The organism is Flavobacterium sp. FlaQc-48 (genome assembly GCF_044007335.1).
Classification (GTDB): Bacteria; Bacteroidota; Bacteroidia; order Flavobacteriales; family Flavobacteriaceae; genus Flavobacterium.
Window position 1 is genome coordinate 339,794 of the sequence record NZ_JBIPCR010000001.1, and the last position, 23,237, is coordinate 363,030.

Consider the following 23,237-nt stretch of genomic DNA (forward strand, 5'->3'; position numbering starts at 1 on the left):
ATAATGGCAGCAAATCAAAATATAAATACCGTTCAGGATTATGAAGATGTCTTGGCGGCAATGGAAGGCTATGTTCACGGATTAAAAACAGGAAACGTAGCAGAATTAAAAAAGACTTTCCATCAGGATGCGATTATGTATGGTCATTTAGGTAATGACCTCTCACAAGGAAGTATAGATAATCTGTATACCTACGTTGAGAAATTTGGTGCAGCACCCAATATCAAAACCAATCTGACGGTTTTGCACAAAACACTATCTTCGGTAGGGGTTGTACCTACTTCTTTTTTAAAAGTCTTGAAAAGTAGCGTGGGTTTTCAAAACCTAACTGATACGCAGTTTCTGCTGCTGTTTTATCGGTATTCATTAAAATTTTTTTGGCTTCCATTATTAGCGCGATGTGAATATATTCCAGTGTTGTTAATTGAAGTGAAAATTTCTGTTTCACTCAATATTCTGCCATTAGCTTACAAACATCTGCGGTTCGCCTACAAATATGAATGTCTGTCTTATTAATTTTGTCCTATTAAAATAAAATATTATGGCACAGGAAAATAGAGTATGGTTTATTACGGGATCATCCCGTGGTTTCGGACGTATATGGACAGAAGCAGCATTGAAACGCGGCGATAAAGTAGTTGCTACAGCGAGGAATTTGGAAAGCATTTCCGATTTTAAAGAAAAATATGGCGACCAGGTATTGACCTTGGAGCTGGATGTAACAAATCATGACCAGGTCAAAGATGCTGTTAAGAAAGCCCAGGAATATTTCGGAAAACTTGATATCGTTCTAAACAATGCAGGATATTCACTGGTCGGCACAATAGAGGAAGGTGCTGCAGATGAGATTCGTACTTTGTATGAGACCAACATCATTGGTCCAATACGTGTTATTCAGGCAGCATTGCCGATCTTGAGAGAACAGGGTTTTGGTCATATTTTAGGAACTTCAAGCACCATCGGCCACTTCACTGCGCCTTTCCTTGGATATTATGGTTCTTCGAAATGGGCATTCGAGGCCATTCACGAAAGTCTTTCAGAAGAGGTGAAGCAGTTCGGGATCAAAGTCACTATTATTGAACCAGGCGCTTATGCCACAGAATTCGGCAGTGAGGAATCTATGAAATTCACAGGGAATATCGAAGCTTACAAAGATCTAAAAGCAGAATTTATTGAAAGCCTTTCATCATTTGAGCTGGGAGATCCAAATGCAACGGCGCAAGCGCTTTTCAAAGTTGTTGATTCTGAAAACCCGCCATTGCGCTTTCATATGGGCAGTCATAACCTGCCAGTGATAAAGGGGATCTATGCAGAACGGATCGCCCTTTGGGAATCTTGGGATGAAGTTTCAAGATCGGCCCAAGGGAACTAATAATTTTATAAAAAACCGATTATTTTTAATAGTCGGTTTTTCTTATCTTTAATCTTTAATAAAGAATTATGAAAAAGGACGAACAGATGCATACAAAATTTAGATCACTTACTGAAGCGCATCTTTTCTTTGACCTGCCAAAGCCAAAACATCCGCTGATCAGCCTGATCAATGAAGTCCACAGTTTTATGCCTTTGAATAAAATACCCCATCTTCATGTCTTAGGTTTTTATAAAATATCGTATAAACCAAGATTAAGCGGAAAAGTAAAATATGGACAGGATTATTATGATTTCGATCAGGGAGGACTGTTATTTGCAGCACCCGGACAAATCATGGGAGGAAAAGGCTCCGAAGATTCAGCGTGCTCCCGGTTTTCCTTGTTAATACATCCGGACTTCTTTTTAGGTTATCCATTGGCTAAAAAGATAAAACAGTTTGGTTTCTTCTCCTATTCCATTAAAGAGACCTTACATCTTTCGGAAGAGGAAAAAAATACTATTCTTTCCATCTTTAGTTTTATTGAAAATGAATTGAATGCCAGGATTGACGATTTCAGCCATGATGTGATCATCTCGCAGCTTGAATTACTTTTAAACTATGCCAATCGTTTTTATAAAAGACAATTCATTACTCGAAAGGCAGTAGGAGGTAATCTTCTTGAAAGATTCGAGACATTGTTAGATACCTTTTTTAAGGATGAACTATCTGTAAAATTTGGCTTGCCTTCCGTCTCATACTTTGCAGACCATCTAAATCTTTCTCCAAGTTACTTAACAGATATGCTGCGTTCTCTGACAGGGCAGAGCACTCAGCAACATATACATGACAGACTGATTATTGAGGCTAAACAGATGCTTTCTACTACAGAACTTTCTGTAGGAGAAGTTGCGAATGCCTTGGGATTTGAGCATTCCCAATCATTCAGTAATCTGTTCAAGACCAAAATGAAAATTTCTCCTTTAGAATTCAGAAGGTCTTTTAATTGATCTTGCTGCAATTTATATGATGTCATTCCAATAAGCAATATGTTTGTATTTGATCTTAATCAAAATGATCATCTTATCAATGGAGGACAACGAAGAGACTTATCCGGTTTATTCTCTGACATCTGTAATAGGAATCTTTAGTAGAGGAACAAACCAGTTTTTGCATCAGTTGGGTAACAGGGTAATAATCAACAAATGCAAACGGATGATGGGATAATAAAACAATACTAAATAGGACAGCATTATCAGCTTTTGAACAGCAGCTCAAAACAATTTAAAACTTAATTTCGGATATCTTCCTGGTGTTCGAATCCTGTTAAGTTATCAAATGATAAACTTAAAATTTATGTTGGTTTTGGTATAAAATATAATTCTTTGCAATTGTATCTTATTTTAGAGTGATTGTAAAAAAAGAAAAATGATTAGAAGTTACCTTTTTTAATAGTGTAAACAAAAAAATGGCGTCAATTGTCTTCAATTGGCGCCATTTGGTTTTAGTGACGGTTAATGGTTGAATTTAGTAAAATACATAAAAAAAAAATCCCATTTCGTAAGAAATGGGATTTTAGTTTTTGCGACCTCCAGGGGACAAATTTCAACATTTTTTTGGATGATTTGAAGAAATTGGCTTATTATATATAGTCGCTTGTCTCCCAGTGGCTTTCTAAATTTGGTTTAGATGTCCCTGTTGGGGATTAAGACAAAATTAATATCGTTTTATTTTTGATTTTGCCACAAAATGTATTCTGATATTTTTCACTTTATTTTGTAAAGATACCACCTTAACTTTTTGTGGCAAAAAAGGTTTCCATTCTACCACATTTTAACCTTAATTCAAAAACTGCTCCCGATATTCGGTAGGTGTTACACCTACTTCTTTTTTAAAAAGTCTTGAAAAGTAGGGTGGGTTTTCAAAACCCAATTGATACGCAGTTTCTGCTACGGTTTTGTTGGTATTCATTAAAATATTTTTGGCTTCGATAAGTAATGCTATATGAATATGTTCCAGTGCTGTTTTACCTGTTTCTTGTTTTAATAAATCGCTTAAATATTTTGGTGACAAGGATAATTTTACAGCCATATATTTTACAGACGGTAAACCTTCTTTTTGGAGACCTCCGTTTTCAAAATATTGTTTCAGTATATCAGTAAATTTAGTGATTATAGTGCCTGATAATAAAGATCTATTCAAGAATTGCCGCTTATAAAAACGCTGCGCATATTTTAAGATAGAATCTATATGAGTAAGTATTATATCCTTACTGTACTCATCCTGATTATTGTAATATTCCAGCTTTATCTTGTTGAATAACTCCCATATAATGTCTTCTTCTTTTGGCGAGAGATGCAAAGCTTCGTTCACTTCGTAATCAAAATATCCATATTTATTTATTTCTGAATGAAGGTTATGGTTCACCAAAAAATCTTCGTGGATATATAATAGAAATCCTTTTTCACTTGTTTCTACATTATTCATTAATATTTTCTGATGGGGCTTTAAAAAAGCCAAAGAACCATTTTCGTGGTCGTACTTTGTTTTACCATATTGAAATGTCCCTGATTTTAACTTTGTTAAGGCAATCGTATAAAACGCCATAGTAAATTCTCTCTCTATGAAAGTACATTTTTCTGACTCCTCAAAAGTTAGTATACCCATAAGTGGATTTTCAGGCGGTGGAAATCCGTTTGATTTATGGAGCTCACTTATCGTTTTATAATGTTTCATAAGTCCTATTTGTACTTAATTATATTAGTATTAATCTTTATTCAAAAAATTACTAAAGGTTTTCAGCCTTCCATACATGATCAATTTTGCTGCAGGAGTCCACATCATATTATGGTACCAATTACGGTTATTTTTTCTGATTTTTTCATTTTGCTCCTATGAATGTGTAATATTGAAATAAAAATACTAGTCTGTGACCTGAAAAAATCCTGTTGCTATTTGAATGAATTCCTGCAGTTTTTTAGGTATCCTCAGTTCATCTGCTTTAGACATACTTAAAACTTCATCTGCTTTTTCTTCATGAGATGCAAGCTCCACCCAATTCGGATTGATGATAAGACCGTGTCCAACAGCCACCAACGACAACCCCATTTTTAGTGCCTCTACTGCATCATTGAACTGTTTGATGCCTCCCGCAGCAATCACTGGAACTCTGTGATGAACGTGATCAAGTACTAATTTTAAAATAGGAGCACCACCATTTTCATCATCTAAAGGCTTTTGCGCCAGCAGATCAGCAAGTGAAACGTGCAAGTAATCAATTCCGCATTCAATTAGTTTATCAATCAATGGGAAGACATCTTTCACTCTATAACTTTCAGGCTCTTCTGGTGAGATTCTGAAACCGATCAAAAATGACCTGTCTGCATACTTTTTAATTACATCCTGAATTTCTTTGATCACTTCTACAGCAAAGTTCATTCGTTTTTCGGCAGATCCGCCCCAGTGGTCAGTTCTTTGATTATAATAGGGCGAAAAGAAATTTTGTAATAGAAATCCGTGAGCTCCATGCAGCTCTATTCCGTCAAAACCTGCCTTTATTGCCCTGTGAGTAGTTTCACCAAAAGCCTTTATCATTTCCAGAATTTCTTCATGTGTAAGTTCACGCGATACCACTCCTCCTGCATAAAACATAGACGGTGCTAATGCTATGGGACTTGCACTAACAGGAATACCATCAGGAATAAGGTCCAAAACTGCTTTGTTTCCAGCGTGATAAATTTGAAGTATTGCAGGTGAGCCGCCTTTTTTTGCAGCAGTGGCCAGTTTTTTAAGGCTTGGCAGAAAAGAGTCATCGTATGAGGCATATTCATTGTTAAAACCAATTCCGTTTGCCATAACTCTGGTGCAGCCTGTTATCACCAAGCCAACGTTTCCGCTTCGGGCTTCATAATGTTTTATTTCATCATCTGATATTGTGTAATCATCGTTGCTGGCCCAGGTTGTCATTGGCGCCATTGCAATGCTGTTTTTAGTTTCGATTCCGTTTTTAAATGTAAAACTCTGGAATAATTGTTTTGTATCTGTTGTCTCGCTCATTATTTAATTTTTATGGTGTTAAATGATGATGCAAAGTTGGGACATTAAATTATCCTGCAAATTATACAAAAGGCGGTAGATGTGACACAAATTGCGGAATGGAGCTTTTGTAAACTGTTTTCATGATCCAATTTAATATCTAATAATGAAACATTTTAAGAAAACTAAAAACATATATTTTTCATTCTTCATTTTAATGTTAATGATCAAAAACTCTAAACTCTATGACTTAAATTGCAACTCTTAATTATAGTTCTTAGTTTAGATTAATCTTGGTAAAAGTGTTTATTTTCCTGCTTTTTTACAATGATTTTATGTATTTGATATCAATTGTCTCCGGATTTTGGAGTTTTGTTTATTAAAAATATATATTTGCTGCAATAAAAGCAGAAAGAAATTAATTCAGAGCAGCAACATATTAAAATAGACGAGGCATACTATAAGGAACTTTTTTATTCCTTATATCCAAGACTTGTAAGCTATAGTTTCAAATATTTGAAGGATAAATTTGAAGCAGAGGAAGTAGTTGAAAATGTCATGCTGCAATTATGGGAAGACCGTTTGAAATTTGAAAAAGTGGATGATGTGAAATCGTATATTTATAAAATGGTTAAAAGCGGTTCTCTGGGAGTATTAAAAGAACAACAAAAAAAGGTTAAGCTTGAGGATGAAGTCTCTGATAATACACTTGAATTTGATTTTAATATTCTCGAAGAGGAAGTATACGCTGTCCTGATTACTGCCTTAGATTCTTTACCTGAAAAATGTAAAGAAGTTTTTGAACTTTCCTGCTTAGAAGGAATGAAATATAAAGATATAGCACTACAACTTAATATTTCTATAAACACCGTAAAGTCTCAGCGTTCACGCGCTATCGAATTGTTAAAGACAAAACTTACAAATTACCCGGAATTACTGTTTTTTTTATTTTTTTTGAAAATTTAACTTAAATCTTTCCACCCTTTTTTAGTCTTTCGTACTCTTAGTTATATAACATTTACTTAAAGTGTTAATAACCGATACTTAATGTCAAAAAATATGTCTTTAGGAAAAAAAGAATTTGTAATCGCTGATCTTATAAGAAAAGAGCTGTCCGGGGGCGGTTTATCGACGCAGGAAAATGCTGTACTGCAAAAATGGCTTTCCGTGCCGGAGAATCAGCAGTATTATCAAAAGTTGATTCGTTTTGAAACCTTAAAATCAAAAGAAGTATTTTACAGCAGTATCGATACAGATGCCGCGTTTGCAAGAGTGAGAGAAAAGATTAGCCAGGATAATACCCCTGTAATCGCATTTTTTAACTACAGGCAATTTCTACAATACGCGGCAGTTTTTGTTCTTCTACTTGGGCTTGCCGCGACATTTATTTTTAGAAATAATGACATAAATCAAAAAAAGGAAGTGGTAGTTCAAAGCATTGCTCCGGTGTACCATAACCCAACTTTGGTTTTGGCAGACGGAACGGTTGTTTCCTTAGAACCAAAAAAAGAAAAAATTGTTTCTAAAAATGGTGTAATCTCCAATGTAAACAGCGTTTTGGTTTATGATGCCAAAGATTTAAACGGAACAACTTCAACGGGAGATAATACTTTAATAGTTCCTGTGGGCGGTATCTACGCCGTAAACCTTTCTGATGGAACAAAAGTGTGGTTAAATTCAAAATCATCCCTGAAATATCCAGTTGAATTCAGCTCAGATAAAAGAACAGTAACCCTTGAGGGAGAAGCTTATTTTGAAGTGGCTAAAAATCCCAATAGTCCTTTTACTGTAAAAACAAAGTCGGGTAATGTCACGGTATTAGGAACACACTTTAATGTGAGTTCTTATACGGAAGATCAGGTATTTGCCGCAACTCTGGCAGAAGGAAAAGTTAAGGTTTTAGGCCCTGCCAATGATTCAGAAAAGACGTCCGTTATTTTAACGCCGGGACAGCAGGCGAGAATATATCATAAAAATGAAGATATCAAAGTAGCAGAAGTTGATCCTGCGGCTTACACAGCATGGAAAGACGGCAGGTTTTATTTTGAAAACGAGAGCCTGAAAAGCATTTTGACCAAGATGTCAAGATGGTACAACTTTAATGTGAAGTTTGAGAATAAGTCTTTGGAGCAGATTAAGTTTACCGGGATTGTTTTAAAACAGGAACCTATAGATCGTCTTCTGGATATTATCAGTAAAACATCGAATGTGAATTATAAAATAACCAAAACAAACCAAAACTATGAAGTAACCGTAACTAAGTAAATAAAAAAAACCGGAAAATGTTTGCACCATTTCCCGGCTAGTATTTGTTCAGTCGAAAAAAAGAGTTCGAAATCAATTAACCAACCAAAACATTTAAAAGTATGAAAAAAAACCTATCCGCAAAAGATTGTGGGGTAAAATCCGCTCTTTGGGATAAATTTCTTGTCATTATGAGGAAATCCCTAATATTATCAATATTTCTTTTCAATATAGTTGCTTTTGCTTATTCGCAGAAAGTAACTTTAAAAGCCAGGAACCAATCTGTATCTTCTGTTTTAAAATCAATTACAAAAAAAACCAATGTCGAGTTTTTCTACAGCGATGACGTTTTTGATGCGCAGAGAAGAGTTGATATAGCTGTAAATAATGCCGATGTTATGGCAGTTATCAAACAATTAATTGGTGACGGTTATAAAGCCGAATTTGCAAACAGCAAACTGATTGTGATTGCTTTAAATCCAAAAATAAAATCAGGAACCGCTTCTATAATGGAAGAGAAAATAAAAATTAAAGGAGTTGTAACAAATTCTAAAAAAGAGTTTTTAGTAGGAGCAACGATTTGGGTAAAAGGCACAAAAGATGGTTCGATGACTAATTTTGATGGTTCTTACGAAATCATGGCCAAAAAAGGTGATGTGCTTATTTTTGAGTATATGGGTTACAAAAAACTGGAAGTTACAGTTTCGGACAGTTTGATTATCAATCCTATCATGCTGGAAGATATAAGTAAACTGGATGAAGTAAAAGTCGTTTCTACAGGTTATCAAAATATTGATAAAGAACGTTCTACAGGTTCTTTTGCTGTAATTACGGCAAAAGATTTAGAAAAAATCCCCGTAAACAATGTATTACACAGGCTGGAAGGTCAGGTTGCCGGTTTGCAATTGAACATTTTAGATTCTGACAATACCTTTGTGTATGGAACTACTTTTGGGGCAGGAGCAGGAAAATCGAGCTACAATGTTGCCATTAGAGGAAAATCTACTTTTGATGCTGGCGGAACTAATGCAATGCCTTTAATTGTTCTTGATGGAACACCTACAGAATTAGACATTAGAACGATAAACCCAAATGATATTGAAAAAATTACTTTTCTTAAAGATGCCGCTGCAGCTTCTATTTATGGTGCAAGAGCAGCAAATGGTGTAATGGTAATTAATACCAAAAAAGGAAAACAGGGGCAAACCAGAATTAATTTTTCTCAAAATTATGGTTTCTCCAACAAACCTTCTTTATCAAAATTACCCTTGATGAATTCTTCTCAGGTTTTAAATTTAGAGCAGGAATTTGTAGATAAAAATCTGGTTACAGATCCGGCAAGTGTCACATATATGCTGACTACGCCAGTTAGCCAGGGAATGGATTTAATGTTTCAGTACAAACGTGGTCAAATAACACAGGCTCAGAGAGATGCCGGGTTAGATGTTTTACGTGGTCGTAATACTTACGGTCAGGCAGAGCAGTATTTGCTACAGGCTTCAACAAGCCAGAATTATGATTTGTCTTTTAGCGGAGCAGAGAATGATTATTCTTATTTTATGTCAGGTTCCTATTCTAAAGAAGAAACCCAGGCAAAAGGAACTGGCGGACAACGTTTGACATTACTGTCTAATCAGGATTTTAAGCTTTTTAATTATGTAAAAATAAATACAAATTTAAGAGGTTCGATCTTTAAATACCAACAAAACGGTTTAGGACTTTCTCCTTTGGGAACTTCTGCAACAACTTTATTGCCTTACGATCAAATCGTTGGAGATAATGGTAACTCAGTTGATTATTACCGTCATTACTATGCCGCACAAACAATTCCGTTAGAACAGAAAGGGTATTTGCCGTGGACTTACAATTACATTGATGAATTAAACAATAAAGATAATACCATAGACGAGCAAAATTTTGGTGCTACCGTTTCTGCTACACTTCCTCTATTAAAAGGTTTAGATGCTGTAGGTATGTATTCTGTAGAAACTTCAACTTCATCTAATGATAATATGTACAATGAAAACACATATTACGCCCGCGACGCGGTCAATTCAGCAACATCAATAAATAGTAACGGCGATTTAGTATACGGAATTCCGTTAGGAGGTATTTTTCAAAGTAATAGATTTGGAAAAACAAGTTCTACTATGAGAGGACAGCTAAATTATGACGGCATTATTGGCGAAGATCATTTGATTAACGCTATGGGAGGTATTGAGGCCAGAGAAACTGGAGAAACCCAGGATTCAAGAACACTTTACGGCTACAATTCAAGAACACAAACTTCTATAGATTTACCATCAAAAAATTATGTAGACGTTAATGGCTATAATTACACTATAGGTAATGGTAATCTACATAAAGATTTCCACAGAAGATTTTTATCTTATTATGCGAATGCGGGTTATACTTTCAAAAATAGATATACACTTACAGGAAGCGCAAGATTAGACGACTATAACAATTTTGGAGTAAGTAAAAAATTAAGACGAACGCCTTTATGGTCTACGGGAGCAAAATGGAATATTAAAGATGAAAATTTTCTTAAAGATGTAAGTCTGGTAAATAATTTAAGTTTTAGGGCAAGTTACGGATATAGCGGAAATATAAACTTAGATGTTTTTCCTTTTACAAACATAAGCTTAAGTGATTTAGATACCTTTTCGCAACAACCTTATGCTTTTATTACACAACCTGCAAATCCTAATTTGCGTTGGGAAAAAACAGCAATCTTAAATTTTGGATTGGATTTTTCGATCTTAAACAGCAGATTAAGTGGTACAGTAGAATATTATAAAAAAAATAGTAAGGATTTAATTGTAGACTTTCCTGTTTCACCATTTTACGGAGCGCCAAACAATACACTGGTGCAAAATGCTGCAACTTTAGAAGGGCATGGAATCGATTTAAATTTAAACGGAGTTATTCTTAAAACAAAAGATTTTTCATGGAATTCGGCTCTTGTAGTTTCTTTTAACAATACAGAAGTTACAGATACCCGTCTTCAGAACTACAGTTCTTATTTAAACGGTACAGGATCAACACCACCAATTGAAGGTTATCCTTTAAATAGTGTATTTGCTTTTAGATCAGCAGGATTAGACGCAACCGGAAGAACTCAGGTGTATGATAAAGACGGTAATGTTGTAAATTCTTTTACTTCTCTAAAAGATATTGCAGATATGAAATACATGGGAACCAATATTCCTTCGTATTACGGAAGTTTAAGCCAGACTTTCAATTATAAGAAGTTGTCATTGTACATTTTGGCCACTTACAAGTTTGATTATGTATTATTTAAGCCAACTTATGGAGGTTATGTAAACAGACAGGGAAGATTTAACCAATATGACTTAAATACAGATATCGATCAAAGATGGAGAAATCCGGGCGATGAGACGACTACTTCTGTTCCGGGTATCCAGGGATCAACAGGATTAAGTTATGTAAGATACATTTATGGAGAAGATCAGATAATACAGGGGGATCATATTCGTTTTAGAGAACTTTCGTTAAAATATGATTTGACAAGCCTTATTGACAGAGGATTTGTAAGAGGAGCTTCGGTAAATTTTACAGCCAGAAATCTTGGTTTCTTCTGGCGAAAAAACAAAGACGGTTTAGATCCTGACTTTTTACCTTACACAGGAGTAAACATGAAATTGCCTGCAATGGCTATGTATTCAATTGGTTTTAATGTTAATTTTTAATTTTTTAAAGATGAAAAAATTTTTAAAATACATCGCAATTGCAGGATTCGGAGCAATTGTGTTGAGCTGTGATAATTATGTAGATATTAAGACCGAAGGGAAACTAATACCTGAGGAAACATCAAACTACCGATATCTTCTAAACAATACGTCTACATTAGACAAAACTTATGGTAATGTAGATATACCATCAGATGATATCAGTTTTCAGAATGAGGCACAGACCACTGCATTAGGGGCTGCAGATTACCTTCGTCCTTTTACTAATTTGTATAAATGGTCTGATGCTGTCTATTTTGACGGGGAGACGGATTATGATATGAGCAATCTGTATAATGCATTATACACTGTTAATATAGTGATCAATGAAGTAATGAAAAGTACAAATGGAACGGAAGCCGAGAAAGCAGCCATAAAAGGAGAAGCAGAAGTACACCGTGCCTTTATTTTTCTAACGCTGGTCAATGCTTTTGGAAAAGCATATGATGCCAATACTTCGGCTACAGATCCCGGAATTGTTCTTTTTACAACACCAACTGTTTCAGATGATATCAAAAGAAGTTCAGTTCAGGACGCTTATAATGTAATTCTTGGCGATCTTAATGATGCCGTAAATTCAGGATTAAAGCCTGTAAATTCCGGCAACAATGTGGCATTCCCATCCAGAGCATCGGCATATGCACTTTTGGCGAGAACCTATTTGTATATGCGCAATTATCCGCTGGCTTTAGAAAATGCCGAAAAATCCCTGGCATTACAAAGCACACTTAACAATCTTGAAGATTATGAATTTGCGATTTATCCATCAAGAAAACTGGATAAAGAATTAATGTTATCAAAATGGAATGGATATAATACTTACTCTTACGCACCGCAAATATTATCGTTAAGCAATGAATTGATCAATTCGTTTGATACCAATGATTTACGCTACGTATTGTTTACAAAGCCATCAAGCACTTTTAATTCTGAATATACTTTAGGGAGAACATATTCTAAAGAAGGCTTAACAGGAGAAAGCAGAAATGCAGGGCCAACAGTTCCTGAAATGATGCTGATAAAAGCAGAATGTCTGGCAAGAGCAGGTTCTGGCGATTTAGCAATGGCTGAGATAAATAAATTAAGACAAAAAAGATTCAGAGCGTCGCAATATACTGCTATGACTGCAACAGACAGCAAAGACGCTTTAATCAAAGTACTGGCAGAAAGAAGAAGAGAGTTAATGGGAACTGGAGGTTTTAGATGGTTTGATTTGAAACGCTTAAACAAAGAACCCGAATTTGCCAAAACCATTACTCATGATTTTGCGGGACAGACCTTTACACTTGCGCCAAATAGTGATCGTTATCAAATGCCTTTTGCCCCAATTTATTTTGAATACGCACCAAACTTGCAACAGAATCCATAATTAAGTTAATTAAGAAATGTGCACTCAATTTTTTTTTTGAGTGCACTAAATTCAAAAAAAAAGAAAATGAAAAAATTAAAATTGGTACTATTTTTTCTAAGTATCACAACATGTTTATTGGCTCAAGATGCAGCACCGATGCTGAAAATTGTTCTGTCTCCCGAACATCCAAATCCAGGTGATGAGATCACTATAACCTATAATGCTGCCAACGGACCGCTGGCCAATGCCATGTATGTAAATGGGGTGGTGTATACCTATGATAATTTTAAATGGATTACAAACGATATTACTTTAAAAGCCGCAGGAGATAAAAAATGGGAAGCCAAAATGAAGCTTTCAGACCATGCTTCGTTTATTAACTGTGTTTTCAAATCAGACACAATAGTTGACAGAGGGGAAAGAATGCCTAACGCTTACATGTTTGCACAGGTTCCGGGAGCCTATACAGGCTGGGGGATTTTGAGAAGCAAAGCCTTTCAGGATGAAGTTCCAAATGTGGTGAGTGACAGTGCATACATTGCAGACCAGGTTGGTTTGATGTGGATCAATTATGAATTGCAATACCATCCGGAAAGCCGTAAAAAGATTTTTTATTACGGACTAAAATTAAAACAGCTTCAATCTGGACAAGATCAGGCAGCACTTATTAAAAAAGAACTACGTTCGGTACTGGCAGATAATAATCTTAACAATACAACACAATATAATATTCAGAAAACAATACAATTATTGCCATTGGAAGCCAATAAAGTATTTGTAGATTCTGTACAGAAGGTTGTATTGGCCAAATATCCAAAAGGAGTTCTGGCACGCGATCAGCAGATAAGAAAGATTTTTATGGAAGCTGATTTTAAAACAAAAGTTAAATTGTATGATGATTATCAAAAGAACTTTCCGCAGAGCAGTTTTGAAGATGTTTACACAGATACAGAAAGTTTGTTTTATGATAAAATGATCAAAGGAATTGTCTATGGTTATATTGTAAACAATAAAGATTACAATTATGCCCTTAATAGTGTAAAGACCGTTTCTTTTGGCAACTTATTAGATTATCACTGGCATTTAGTATCGATTCCTTTTGACAGAGATCGTGAAGGAACCGAAAAAGCTTCTATGGAAACTTTAAAAAAGTATGCGGATGTTTTTATGGGAGAAATGGAAAACAGATTAACCTATGTTCCAAAAATGTATGCCGGAAAATTATCACTAAAAGAATGGCAGGAGCAGGCTTTACAAATGATGGCAAGAGAATATTTTACTTATGCTAAATTGGCTGAAACTACAAAAAACTATGATACAGAAGAAAAATATTTGGCCAAAATTAAACCATTATATGGTTATAATGACGCTGTATACAATGAAGTTTACACCAGAATGCTCTTGAGAAAAGGACAAACAGCCGATGCTAAAAATTATATGGCACTTGCGGTAAAACAAAATCAGGTAACACCACAGATGTTGGCTTCCTTAAAAGAAATTTACCTAAAAGAAGGTGGTGCCGCTGCAGGATTTGATACCTACTTAGAATCTTTAAAATCGCTGAGCAATATTGAAGAACATAAAAAGAAAGTAATTTCAGAATTGATAAACCTTCCTATTGCAGGTTTTGATTTAGAAAGCAGCAAAGGCGGCAGGGTTAAACTATCTGATCAAAAAGGAAAAATTGTAGTACTTGATTTCTGGGCAATGTGGTGCGGACCCTGTAAAAATGCCATGCCGGGAATGCAGATGGCAGTTGAAAAATACAAAAAAGATGCGAATGTAAAATTCTATTTTGTAGATACTCAGGAATATATTAAGGATTATAAAGAACAGACTCAGGCATTTATCAAAGAAAAAGGATTTGATTTTAATGTGCTGTATGATGGGAAAAATCCCAAAACTGGAAAGTTAGATCTAGTGTATGAGCAGTACTCGAAAGCATTTAAATTTTCTGGAATTCCAGAGAAAATGATTATTGATGCCGACGGAAAATTACGCTGGATGTCAAACGGTTATTTTGGAAGCCCAAGCGAATTGGTAGATGAAATTTCAATTATTGTTGAGTATTTAAAGTCAGAGAAAAAATAATGAAAGGATTATTTAATTTAAAGAAAGCAAACCTTCTTTTAAGATCGTTAATTTTCTTGATGATGACCAGCCAGTATAGTTTTGCACAAACTATCTGGCAGGGCCAGCATCATTCGTACCGTATTATTTTATCGGGAAATATGAACAGCTACCAGACAGATTCGCTGAATGTGAGTATCCCGGAATTAGATATCAATAAAAAAGTAGTTACTGAAATAAAAGCAGACAGCCTGTTTTTTAAAAATGAGATGTATGGTTTTTCTTTTAAAGGAAAGTATAACCAGGAGAAAACGGCTATTTCAGGAATTTTTAATTATTACTCCATTCCAAATGCAGCAGTTGTTTTAAAGAAGGAAAAAGAAATCCAGCCTTTGTATTTTGCGCAGCATCCTAAAAAGCCATATCCGTATCAGGTTATTGATATGACTTTTCTGGGAAAAAGCACCAAACTAACCTATGGAGCAACCTTAACAATTCCGCAGGATAAAAAGAAGTATCCTCTGGCGATTTTAATTTCCGGAACCGGACAGCACGACCGCAACTACACGTATATGGGAAGGGAATTTTTCACCGTTCTGGCTGATGAACTGGCCCGAAAAGGAATTGCTTCACTGCGTGTTGATGACAGAGGAATTGGCAAGACCTCAGGAGATTTCAAAAATGCAACAACAGGAGATTTTGCCGATGATGTTGACGCACAGATTGCTTACTTAATAAGTGATAAAAATATTGACGCGTCTCATATTGGATTAATCGGCCACAGCGAAGGTGGTATGATCGCCTCAATTGTGAGTGCAAGAAATAAAAATGTAAAATTTATGGTGAGTTTATCAGGCGTGGCGGTAAGCGGGCTCGAAATGCTGAACCTGCAAAACACGGCAATTTTGAAGAATTATGGTTTTTCGGACAAAGTGGTGAATAAACAAATGGAAATGTATAATATTATGTTTAAAGCCGTTTACGATACAAAAGCATCAGATTCTGTAACACCGGTACTGCAGCTAAAACTGGACCAATGGATAAAAACACAGGATTCGACTACTCTGAAAGAGATTCATATGTGGGGCGGACGCGAGAAAGATTTTATATACCGTTACGGCAAAGATGCAGAACGCAAATGGTACCGCTACACGATTCATTACAATCCACAGGATTATTTGCCAAAAATTGAAATTCCGGTTTTGGCTGTAAACGGAGACAAAGACATTCAGGTTCCTGCGCAGGAAAATCTGGAAAGTTTTAAAAAATATCTCAAGAGCACTGATGTCACAACCAAAATCTATCCGGATCTCAATCATATGTATCAGCACTGCATAACCTGCAAGCAGAGTGAAAGTAAAGAAATCGAAGAGGTTTTTGCCCCCGAAGTTTTGCATGATATCTCTAAGTGGATTCTCTCTAGGTATAAAAAATAATGATCTGAAAAACATATCCCCGCCATTGTCAGGGTGTGAAATTTGACAATGGATACGGAGGACTGAAAGCTGCACAAGGCAATTTTAAACATTCCAATAACATGAAAAAAATATTTCTTTTTATCGCAATTTTCTTTGCGGTAAGTAACCTTACTGCCCAAATTTACGATCCAGTTTCGTTTACTTCTTCCATAAAAGAAATTGGAGAGAATAAATATACCCTGATCATAACTGCCAAGATCGATAAAGGCTGGCATATTTACTCTCAGAATGTACCAAAAGGCGGACCGGCACCAACGAGTTTTACTTTTCCTAAATCGAAAAATTTTAAAACCATAGGAGCTGTTACTGAACCAGAAGGACATGAAGTAGATGATCCGGTTTTTCAAATGAGGATTAAATACTTTGCAGACAAAGCAGTTTTTACACAAAATATAGAACGAAAATCTGCAGCTGCCTTTACCATTAATGCCAGCATATTTTTTATGGTCTGCAATGATAACAGTTGCCTGCCTCCAACAGATAAGGAAGTAAAATTCACCTTCAAAAAATCAAATCTGCCGGTTCAAAACCAAGAAAATTCAGAGGTAAGCACTGCTCAAAAAAATACCGATTCGCCTGCAAAAGACGAATCTACAGTTAAACAGGATACCACAAACAACACAACAGATTCTGTTTCTACTGCCGGCACAGACATTCCTAAAAACGTAAATAATGCGGCTGAAAAAGCTTCAACAGGAAAAACAGACCCTGAAGAAAGTTTATGGACATTATTTTTCTTCAGCTTTTTAGGAGGTCTTGCGGCTTTGTTTACGCCCTGCGTATTTCCAATGATTCCCATGACAGTAAGTTTCTTTACCAAACAAAGTAAAAACAAAGCTGCAGGAATTAAAAATGCAGTGATGTATGGTATTTTTATTATCGTGATTTATGTGATTTTGGGGAGTCTGGTTACAGCCATTTTCGGTGCAGATGCCCTGAATGCTTTAGCTACAAATGTCGTTTTTAATATAGTATTCTTTATTCTCTTACTGGTTTTTGCAGTATCATTCTTAGGAGCTTTCGAAATTGTACTGCCAAGTTCATGGCTGACTAAAATCGACCAGAAATCAGAAATTGGCGGCGCTCTTGGCATTTTCTTTATGGCATTGGCCTTAGCTGTAGTTTCATTTTCATGTACGGGACCAATTGTCGGAACCTTACTCGTTCAGGCCGCAAGTCAGGCAGGAATTGCACCAATTGTCGGAATGCTTGGTTTTTCATTGGCAATCGCATTGCCATTTGCCTTATTTGCAGCATTTCCAGGCTGGATGAACTCACTTCCTAAATCGGGTGGGTGGCTAAACTCGGTAAAAGTAGTTTTAGGCTTTTTAGAATTGGCTTTAGCCTTTAAATTTTTAAGCAATGCTGATTTAGTTTTACAACTGCATTTATTAGAAAGAGAAGTGTTTCTGGCGATATGGATTGCTATTTTTTCTGTACTGGCTTTTTATTTATTTGGGAAAATCCAATTGTCACATGATACGCCCGTAACTCATATTTCTGTTGGAAGACTGAGTTTAGGAATTATCGTATTATCCTTTGTAATCTACCTGATTCCGGGACTCTGGGGAGCTCCCTTACAGTATATTAGTGGATTTCCGCCCGCAAAACAATACAGCGAATCACCAAATGGTTTTGGAAATGCAGTAACGCAGAGTACAGAAAAACAAGCATTGCCGGAAGGTGCAGAAAGCGGTGCAAACGGAATTCCGACTTTTCATGATTATGAGCAAGGTTTAGCTTACGCCAAAAAAGTAAACAAACCCATAATGATTGACTTTACAGGATATGCCTGCGTAAACTGCCGTAAAATGGAAGAACGCGTCTGGCCGGATCCTAAAGTTTTGAATGTTTTAAATAACGATGTTGTTTTGATTTCTTTATACGTAGATGACAAAAGACCACTGCCAATTGAAGAACAGGTTGTGTCTAAAATTACCGGTAAAGTATTGAAATACACAGGACAGAAATGGAGTGAACTCCAGATTTTAAAATACAAAACCAATGCGCAGCCTTATTACGTTTTAATGGATCATAACGAAAATGATCTAAACAAACCCTCTGCTTATAATCCGGATATTAACGGCTATTATCAATGGCTGCAGGAAGGAGTCCGGAACTTTAAGAAATAATAAAAAGGTGTGTTTAGTTTTTATTTCCCCATAGAATCATAGATTTTTTTGCGAATTTAAAAGAGGCATTTCATTTATTTAAACAAACATAGCAGGCATTCAGACTATGTGTTGAGAAATGAGTTTCTCTTTTATAATCTTTTCAAAAAAAATAAAAGCTATGTGCCTATGTGTTTAAAACAAAAGATACCGACAAAATAAAATATCAAATGAAAATCTTTCAATCAAAATATTGGGCTTTTATCCTTTTAATCGGATTTAAAAGCGCTGCCCAGTTTTCCACTACAATTCCGTTGAGCAAAGATGTTGTCTCCGGAAAATTAAAAAACGGAATGAAATATTATGTACTCCATAATGCGTTTCCAAAAGACCGCGTCAGTTTTTATTTTGCCCAGAATGTGGGAGCCATTTTAGAAAATGACGATCAAAACGGATTAGCACATTTCCTGGAACATATGGCTTTTAACGGAACACAAAACTTTGAAGGAAAAGGCATTATTGATATGCTGGAAAAAAAAGGTGTTCGTTTTGGTGACGATATTAATGCTTACACAGCACAAGATCAGACCGTTTATAATCTAAGCAATGTTCCTGCCACAGATAAAAATCTGGTAGATTCCTGTCTTTTGGCATTGCACGACTGGTCGGGTTTTCTTTCTTTAAAAGATGAAGAAATAGATGCAGAACGCGGGGTAATTAGAGAAGAATGGCGTACAAGACGTGACTCAGATTTCAGATTGCGTTTAGAAACCGATAAAACACTTTACAAAGGATCTAAATATGCAAAGCGTGATGTAATTGGCGATTTAAATATCATTAATAATTTTGATTATCAGGTTCTTAGGGATTATTATAAAAAATGGTACCGACCAGATTTACAGGCTGTTATTGTAGTGGGCGATATCGATGCGAAAGAAATAGAAAAGAAAATTATTGCTGCTTTTTCTTCAATAGAAATGCCAAAAAATCCGGCAGAACGTTATTATGTTTCACTTCCAAAAAACAAGGCAATAGAATATGTTTTAGCCAAAGATAAAGAAGCGCAGGAAACTTCTATCGTGCTTTATTATAAAAAAGATTTTGATAAAGTAAAGAACAACGAAACGATAAGAAGAGATTTGGTCCATAATTTAGCTGCCGATATGATGAGCAGACGTTATGACGAGTTTATTCAAAATAACGAAACTTCGGTACTCAAAATGGCAGCCGGCCCTTCAGAAGTATCGAGATTAACGGATTCATACGCTTTATATGTTGTTCCAAAAAATAATAAAACAGCAGCAGGTTTCAGAGAAATGATGATCGAAACCGAAAGGGCAGTGCGTTACGGATTTACGCAGAAAGAATTAGACCGAAACAAAGAAAGTGTTTTAAGTTATTACGAAAATCTGCTTCAGAATAAAGATAAAATTAACAATGATGAATTTGCAGAAGAGCTGGTTAATTATTTTTTGAAAGCAACATCGTTTGAAAGTATTGAAACACAATATAAAAACATCAAAAACAGGCTCGCATCTATTACCCTTGCAGAAGTAAACCAGGCCGTTAAAAAATTGCAGACAGCTGATAATATTGTCATGACAGTGACCGGTCCGGACAAAAGCGATATTGTTTATCCTGTAAAAGAAGAGTATCTAAATATTATGTCGACGGTAAAGAAAATGCCGCTGGAAAAATACAAAGAAACCAATACAGATGCGCCTTTAATAACAGCAGAACTAAAAGGTGCTAAAGTTGTAAAAGAGACTCCAATTGATGGCATTAACGGTGCAAAAAGTTATGTTTTAAGTAATGGAGCGAACATTGTTTTGTATCCGACCAATTTAGCCAAAGACGAGGTTTTGTTTTCGGCTTTTAGTTTTGGAGGAAGTTCATTAATCAAAACAGCAGATATTCCTTCTTCACAAATTGCGGTAAGTCTGGTAGAAAGTTCTGGTTTAGGAGCTTTTAAAAGTACTGATTTAAAAGATAAACTAAATGGGAAAGTTGCAAGTGTTAAGCCTTACATTACAGAATTGAGTGAAGGTTTTCAAGGCTCTAGCAATCAAAAAGATTTTGAAGTTTTACTGCAGCTTTTATATTTATACTTTGAGCAGCCAAGATTTGAGAAAGATTCGTATACGAGAATGCTGACGGGTTTTAATAACTCATTGGAAAACGCTGCCAATACAAATCCGAAAGTTTTTCAGGATACAATCTCACAGCTGAACTATAATCGTAATAAAAGAGTACCCTTGTTTAATGAAGATTTTTTGAAACAATTGAGTTTCGAAAAAGCTTCAGAATTGTATAAAGAAAGAATTCAAAATGCAGCCGATTTTACGTTCGTATTTACTGGAAACCTCCCGGAAAATGCAATTCCATTATTGGAAAAATATATCGGAAGCATCTCTTCAAATCCAAATCAAAAGGAAAAGTATATAGACAATCATCTTGATGCGGCAGATGGAACTTCCAAACAATTATTAGTTCGCGAAATGAATGTGCCAAAGGCAAGTGTTTACATTCGTTTTGTAAAACAGTTTCCCTACACTTATAAAAACATCTTTATAATCCATATTCTATCGGAATTATTGTCTAAAAAGTATTTGGATTTAATTCGGGAACAAGAGGGCGGAAGTTATGGAGTTCATGTGTCCGGATCAGTAAGCCGTCTTCCGTCAGATCAATACTCAATGACAATTAATTTTGACAGTGATCCTGAAAAAGAAGAAAAACTGACTAAAATTGTCTACGGGCAGATTGATTTAATGCAGCAAAAAGAAGTCAAAGAAGAAGATATTCAAGCGGTAAAAAATACAATTTTAAAATTAAGAGCAGAAAAAGTTTTAACTAACAGTTTCTGGCTTGGAACCCTAAATAACATGCTGATGAATAATGATGATTTTAAGGACGATAGTATCTACAGGAAAACATTAAACGAAATAACCGCAGCAGATATAAGGGCCTTTGCGAAACAATTTTTTACACAGCCTAAAACTGTAGAAGTGGTTATGAAATCAAAAATTTAAACCGTTTCGCGGTCTTATAAAATTTATTGGTTTTTCATTCATTATTATTTTAGAAGTATTTGAATTAGTAAGCTTGTACATTATTTGAAAAACCTAAAAGAGCTGTTTTGCCAACAGCTCTTTTTAATTTGTAATAATTTTAAGTAAAAAAAAGGAATGATAACATCGTATTGAGGTAATATCATTTAAAAAGAAGAATCAGGATGCACTTAAATTTTTCTGAAAATTTAAGTGAAAATCGTCAATTTTATAGTTCTGTCTGTATTTTCTTGAGCAGCTGTGATTGCAGCTTGGTGATAGTCTGTCTATACGACTTATTATGGGGGTATTTGCTGCTCTAATCACAGCAATAATTCTGATTTTTCTTCAATTTTTCGGTATCGGATCATTTTTCTCCAAAAATAATCTGCTTTTTCCCAGCATAACGCTTCATGTTCAAAATTGTCCGTTTGAACTTATTTTTTGCGGTTTTTAAATACCTGCTTTTCTACCTTCGTCAAGCAATCTTAAAAATAAAAACCATTATGAGTAAAACAAAAAACAATTATTATGCCGCCTGGCTGATTATCGTCCTGGCTGTTTTTTCTGCCGCTGATTCCTACGGGCAGAATACCCATGTTATGATTTCAGGTATTCGGTCTGAAAAAGGCCAAATCATTCTCAATGTATTTAAAGATGATGAATCTTACAACAAAGAGAAAGTATTTAAGAAATTGGTATTTGAAAAAAAAGCAATCACTTCAGGACTGATGGTCATTGCCTGTGATCTGGCTCCCGGAACTTACGGTATTACCTTAATTGATGATGAAAATAAAGACGCAGAACTAAACAAAAGTTTCATTGGCATTCCTAAGGAAGGTTTTGGTTTTTCCAATTTTTTTATGGAAAAAATGAAAAAACCTGCCTTTGATGACTTTAAGATTGTCGTCAAAAGTCAAGACAACAAAATCAGCATTAAGGTGAAATATATGTAATAAAAATTTTTTTAAAAAAAATACGAAGTAAAACCCCAAATTAAAATTATGAAAACTAAAACAATCCGTAAATCAATAGCAGTAAATTTAATGGCAGTTGCTGCTCTTGTATTTTTATCCTCGTGTGATAACAATCAAATAGATCCTTTTGGTTCTGCAGATCTTAAAGTCGTAAATGCTGCTCCCAACTCAGGCTCTCAAAAATTTATAATGGTTAACATTCCTTATATAAGCAATCTGAGCTATTTAGAGCATTCTGTATCCTATCATAGTGTGACCTCAGGAAATAAACTGGTGAGCCAATTTAGAGATCAAAGTGATAATGATCTATATGCTGCAGAAGAACTTAATCTGAGCGATGACAAAAAATATACTGTATATCTGACAGGAGAGTCAAGAGATGATGCCGAAGTGAGATTGTTTGAGGACAATATGACCACTCCGGCCAGCGGGAAAGCCAAAGTAAAGTTTATTCATTTAAGTGCGGGTGCACCTGCCAGTATTGATTTTGTTGATGCGCAAGGCAATAACCTCTCAACAAATCTGGGGAGATACAGCCAAAGCAGCTATATCGAAATTAACGCCGGTTCTTTAAGCATTCAGGTGCATGGTTCGGGAGCTGCTGAAATATTGGCAACATTGGGGACAACTGATTTTTCTGCCGGTAAAATTTATACTGTTTTTATAGCGGGATCTGCTGCATCAGGCTATAGAGTTGAACAGCTTTCACATAACTAAAGAGTCCTGAACAATAGAGGATATGTGCGCTAAACTCATTAAATTTTCCATTGAAGTTAAAACACCACTTCATGTGGTGTTTTATACTTTTTTTCAATTTG

At 35.3% G+C, this 23,237-nt stretch carries 15 protein-coding genes and 1 pseudogene; 13 read left to right on the top strand and 3 right to left on the bottom strand.

From position 1 onward, the window contains the following. Positions 1 to 3 precede the first annotated feature (3 nt). Positions 4 to 201: pseudogene (locus ACHRWY_RS01425) on the top strand (nuclear transport factor 2 family protein); the annotation flags it as partial. Positions 202 to 277: 76 nt separating this feature from the next. Here ACHRWY_RS01425 and ACHRWY_RS01430 read toward each other — a convergent pair. Beyond that, a complete protein-coding gene (locus ACHRWY_RS01430; RefSeq protein ID WP_395352491.1) occupies positions 278 to 388 on the bottom strand; it encodes a helix-turn-helix domain-containing protein in 111 nt (36 codons plus the stop codon). Positions 389 to 541: 153 nt separating this feature from the next. On the opposite strand from ACHRWY_RS01430, the gene ACHRWY_RS01435 reads away from it, so the two are divergent. Further along, on the top strand, positions 542 to 1,372 hold the full coding sequence (locus ACHRWY_RS01435; RefSeq protein WP_395351807.1) for an SDR family NAD(P)-dependent oxidoreductase: 831 nt from the start codon (positions 542 to 544) through the stop codon (positions 1,370 to 1,372). Between the two features lie 68 nt (positions 1,373 to 1,440). Next, positions 1,441 to 2,361 (top strand): helix-turn-helix domain-containing protein, encoded by a 921-nt coding sequence (locus ACHRWY_RS01440; protein ID WP_395351809.1) that lies wholly within the window; start codon positions 1,441 to 1,443, stop codon positions 2,359 to 2,361. 829 nt (positions 2,362 to 3,190) lie between these two features. Here ACHRWY_RS01440 and ACHRWY_RS01445 read toward each other — a convergent pair. Beyond that, positions 3,191 to 4,087, bottom strand: coding sequence for a helix-turn-helix domain-containing protein (locus ACHRWY_RS01445; protein ID WP_395351811.1), 897 nt, complete (start codon positions 4,085 to 4,087; stop codon positions 3,191 to 3,193). A gap of 186 nt (positions 4,088 to 4,273) precedes the next feature. Then, positions 4,274 to 5,407: an NADH-dependent flavin oxidoreductase gene (locus ACHRWY_RS01450; protein ID WP_395351813.1), complete on the bottom strand. Its 1,134-nt coding sequence runs from the start codon at positions 5,405 to 5,407 to the stop codon at positions 4,274 to 4,276. Positions 5,408 to 5,830: 423 nt separating this feature from the next. Between ACHRWY_RS01450 and ACHRWY_RS01455 the strand changes: the two genes are divergently transcribed. The 10 genes from ACHRWY_RS01455 (at position 5,831) to ACHRWY_RS01500 (ending at position 23,136) form a co-directional block, all read left to right on the top strand. Continuing rightward, positions 5,831 to 6,352 carry an RNA polymerase sigma-70 factor gene (locus ACHRWY_RS01455; protein ID WP_395352493.1) on the top strand — a complete coding sequence of 174 codons (522 nt, stop codon included), beginning with the start codon at positions 5,831 to 5,833 and terminating at the stop codon, positions 6,350 to 6,352. Positions 6,353 to 6,445: 93 nt separating this feature from the next. Then, the gene (locus ACHRWY_RS01460; protein WP_395351815.1) at positions 6,446 to 7,651 is read left to right on the top strand and encodes a FecR family protein; all 1,206 of its coding nucleotides are present in this window, start codon (positions 6,446 to 6,448) and stop codon (positions 7,649 to 7,651) included. Positions 7,652 to 7,752: 101 nt separating this feature from the next. Continuing rightward, entirely contained in the window at positions 7,753 to 11,343 is a 3,591-nt protein-coding gene (locus ACHRWY_RS01465; RefSeq protein WP_395351817.1) for a SusC/RagA family TonB-linked outer membrane protein, read from the top strand. Between the two features lie 10 nt (positions 11,344 to 11,353). Beyond that, the gene (locus ACHRWY_RS01470) at positions 11,354 to 12,751 is read left to right on the top strand and encodes a RagB/SusD family nutrient uptake outer membrane protein (RefSeq protein ID WP_395351819.1); all 1,398 of its coding nucleotides are present in this window, start codon (positions 11,354 to 11,356) and stop codon (positions 12,749 to 12,751) included. 66 nt (positions 12,752 to 12,817) lie between these two features. Continuing rightward, on the top strand, positions 12,818 to 14,824 hold the full coding sequence (locus ACHRWY_RS01475; protein WP_395351821.1) for a redoxin domain-containing protein: 2,007 nt from the start codon (positions 12,818 to 12,820) through the stop codon (positions 14,822 to 14,824). Continuing rightward, positions 14,824 to 16,239 carry an alpha/beta fold hydrolase gene (locus ACHRWY_RS01480; protein WP_395351823.1) on the top strand — a complete coding sequence of 472 codons (1,416 nt, stop codon included), beginning with the start codon at positions 14,824 to 14,826 and terminating at the stop codon, positions 16,237 to 16,239. Before ACHRWY_RS01475 ends, ACHRWY_RS01480 begins: the two co-directional genes overlap by 1 nt. A gap of 101 nt (positions 16,240 to 16,340) precedes the next feature. After that, the gene (locus ACHRWY_RS01485) at positions 16,341 to 18,413 is read left to right on the top strand and encodes a cytochrome c biogenesis protein CcdA (RefSeq protein ID WP_395351825.1); all 2,073 of its coding nucleotides are present in this window, start codon (positions 16,341 to 16,343) and stop codon (positions 18,411 to 18,413) included. A 209-nt stretch (positions 18,414 to 18,622) separates the two neighbouring features. Beyond that, positions 18,623 to 21,424, top strand: a complete 2,802-nt coding sequence (locus ACHRWY_RS01490) for a M16 family metallopeptidase (RefSeq protein ID WP_395351827.1) — start codon at positions 18,623 to 18,625, stop codon at positions 21,422 to 21,424. A gap of 524 nt (positions 21,425 to 21,948) precedes the next feature. After that, a complete protein-coding gene (locus tag ACHRWY_RS01495) occupies positions 21,949 to 22,398 on the top strand; it encodes a DUF2141 domain-containing protein (protein ID WP_395351829.1) in 450 nt (149 codons plus the stop codon). Positions 22,399 to 22,446: 48 nt separating this feature from the next. Next, entirely contained in the window at positions 22,447 to 23,136 is a 690-nt protein-coding gene (locus ACHRWY_RS01500; RefSeq protein ID WP_395351831.1) for a DUF4397 domain-containing protein, read from the top strand. Positions 23,137 to 23,237: the final 101 nt, after the last annotated feature.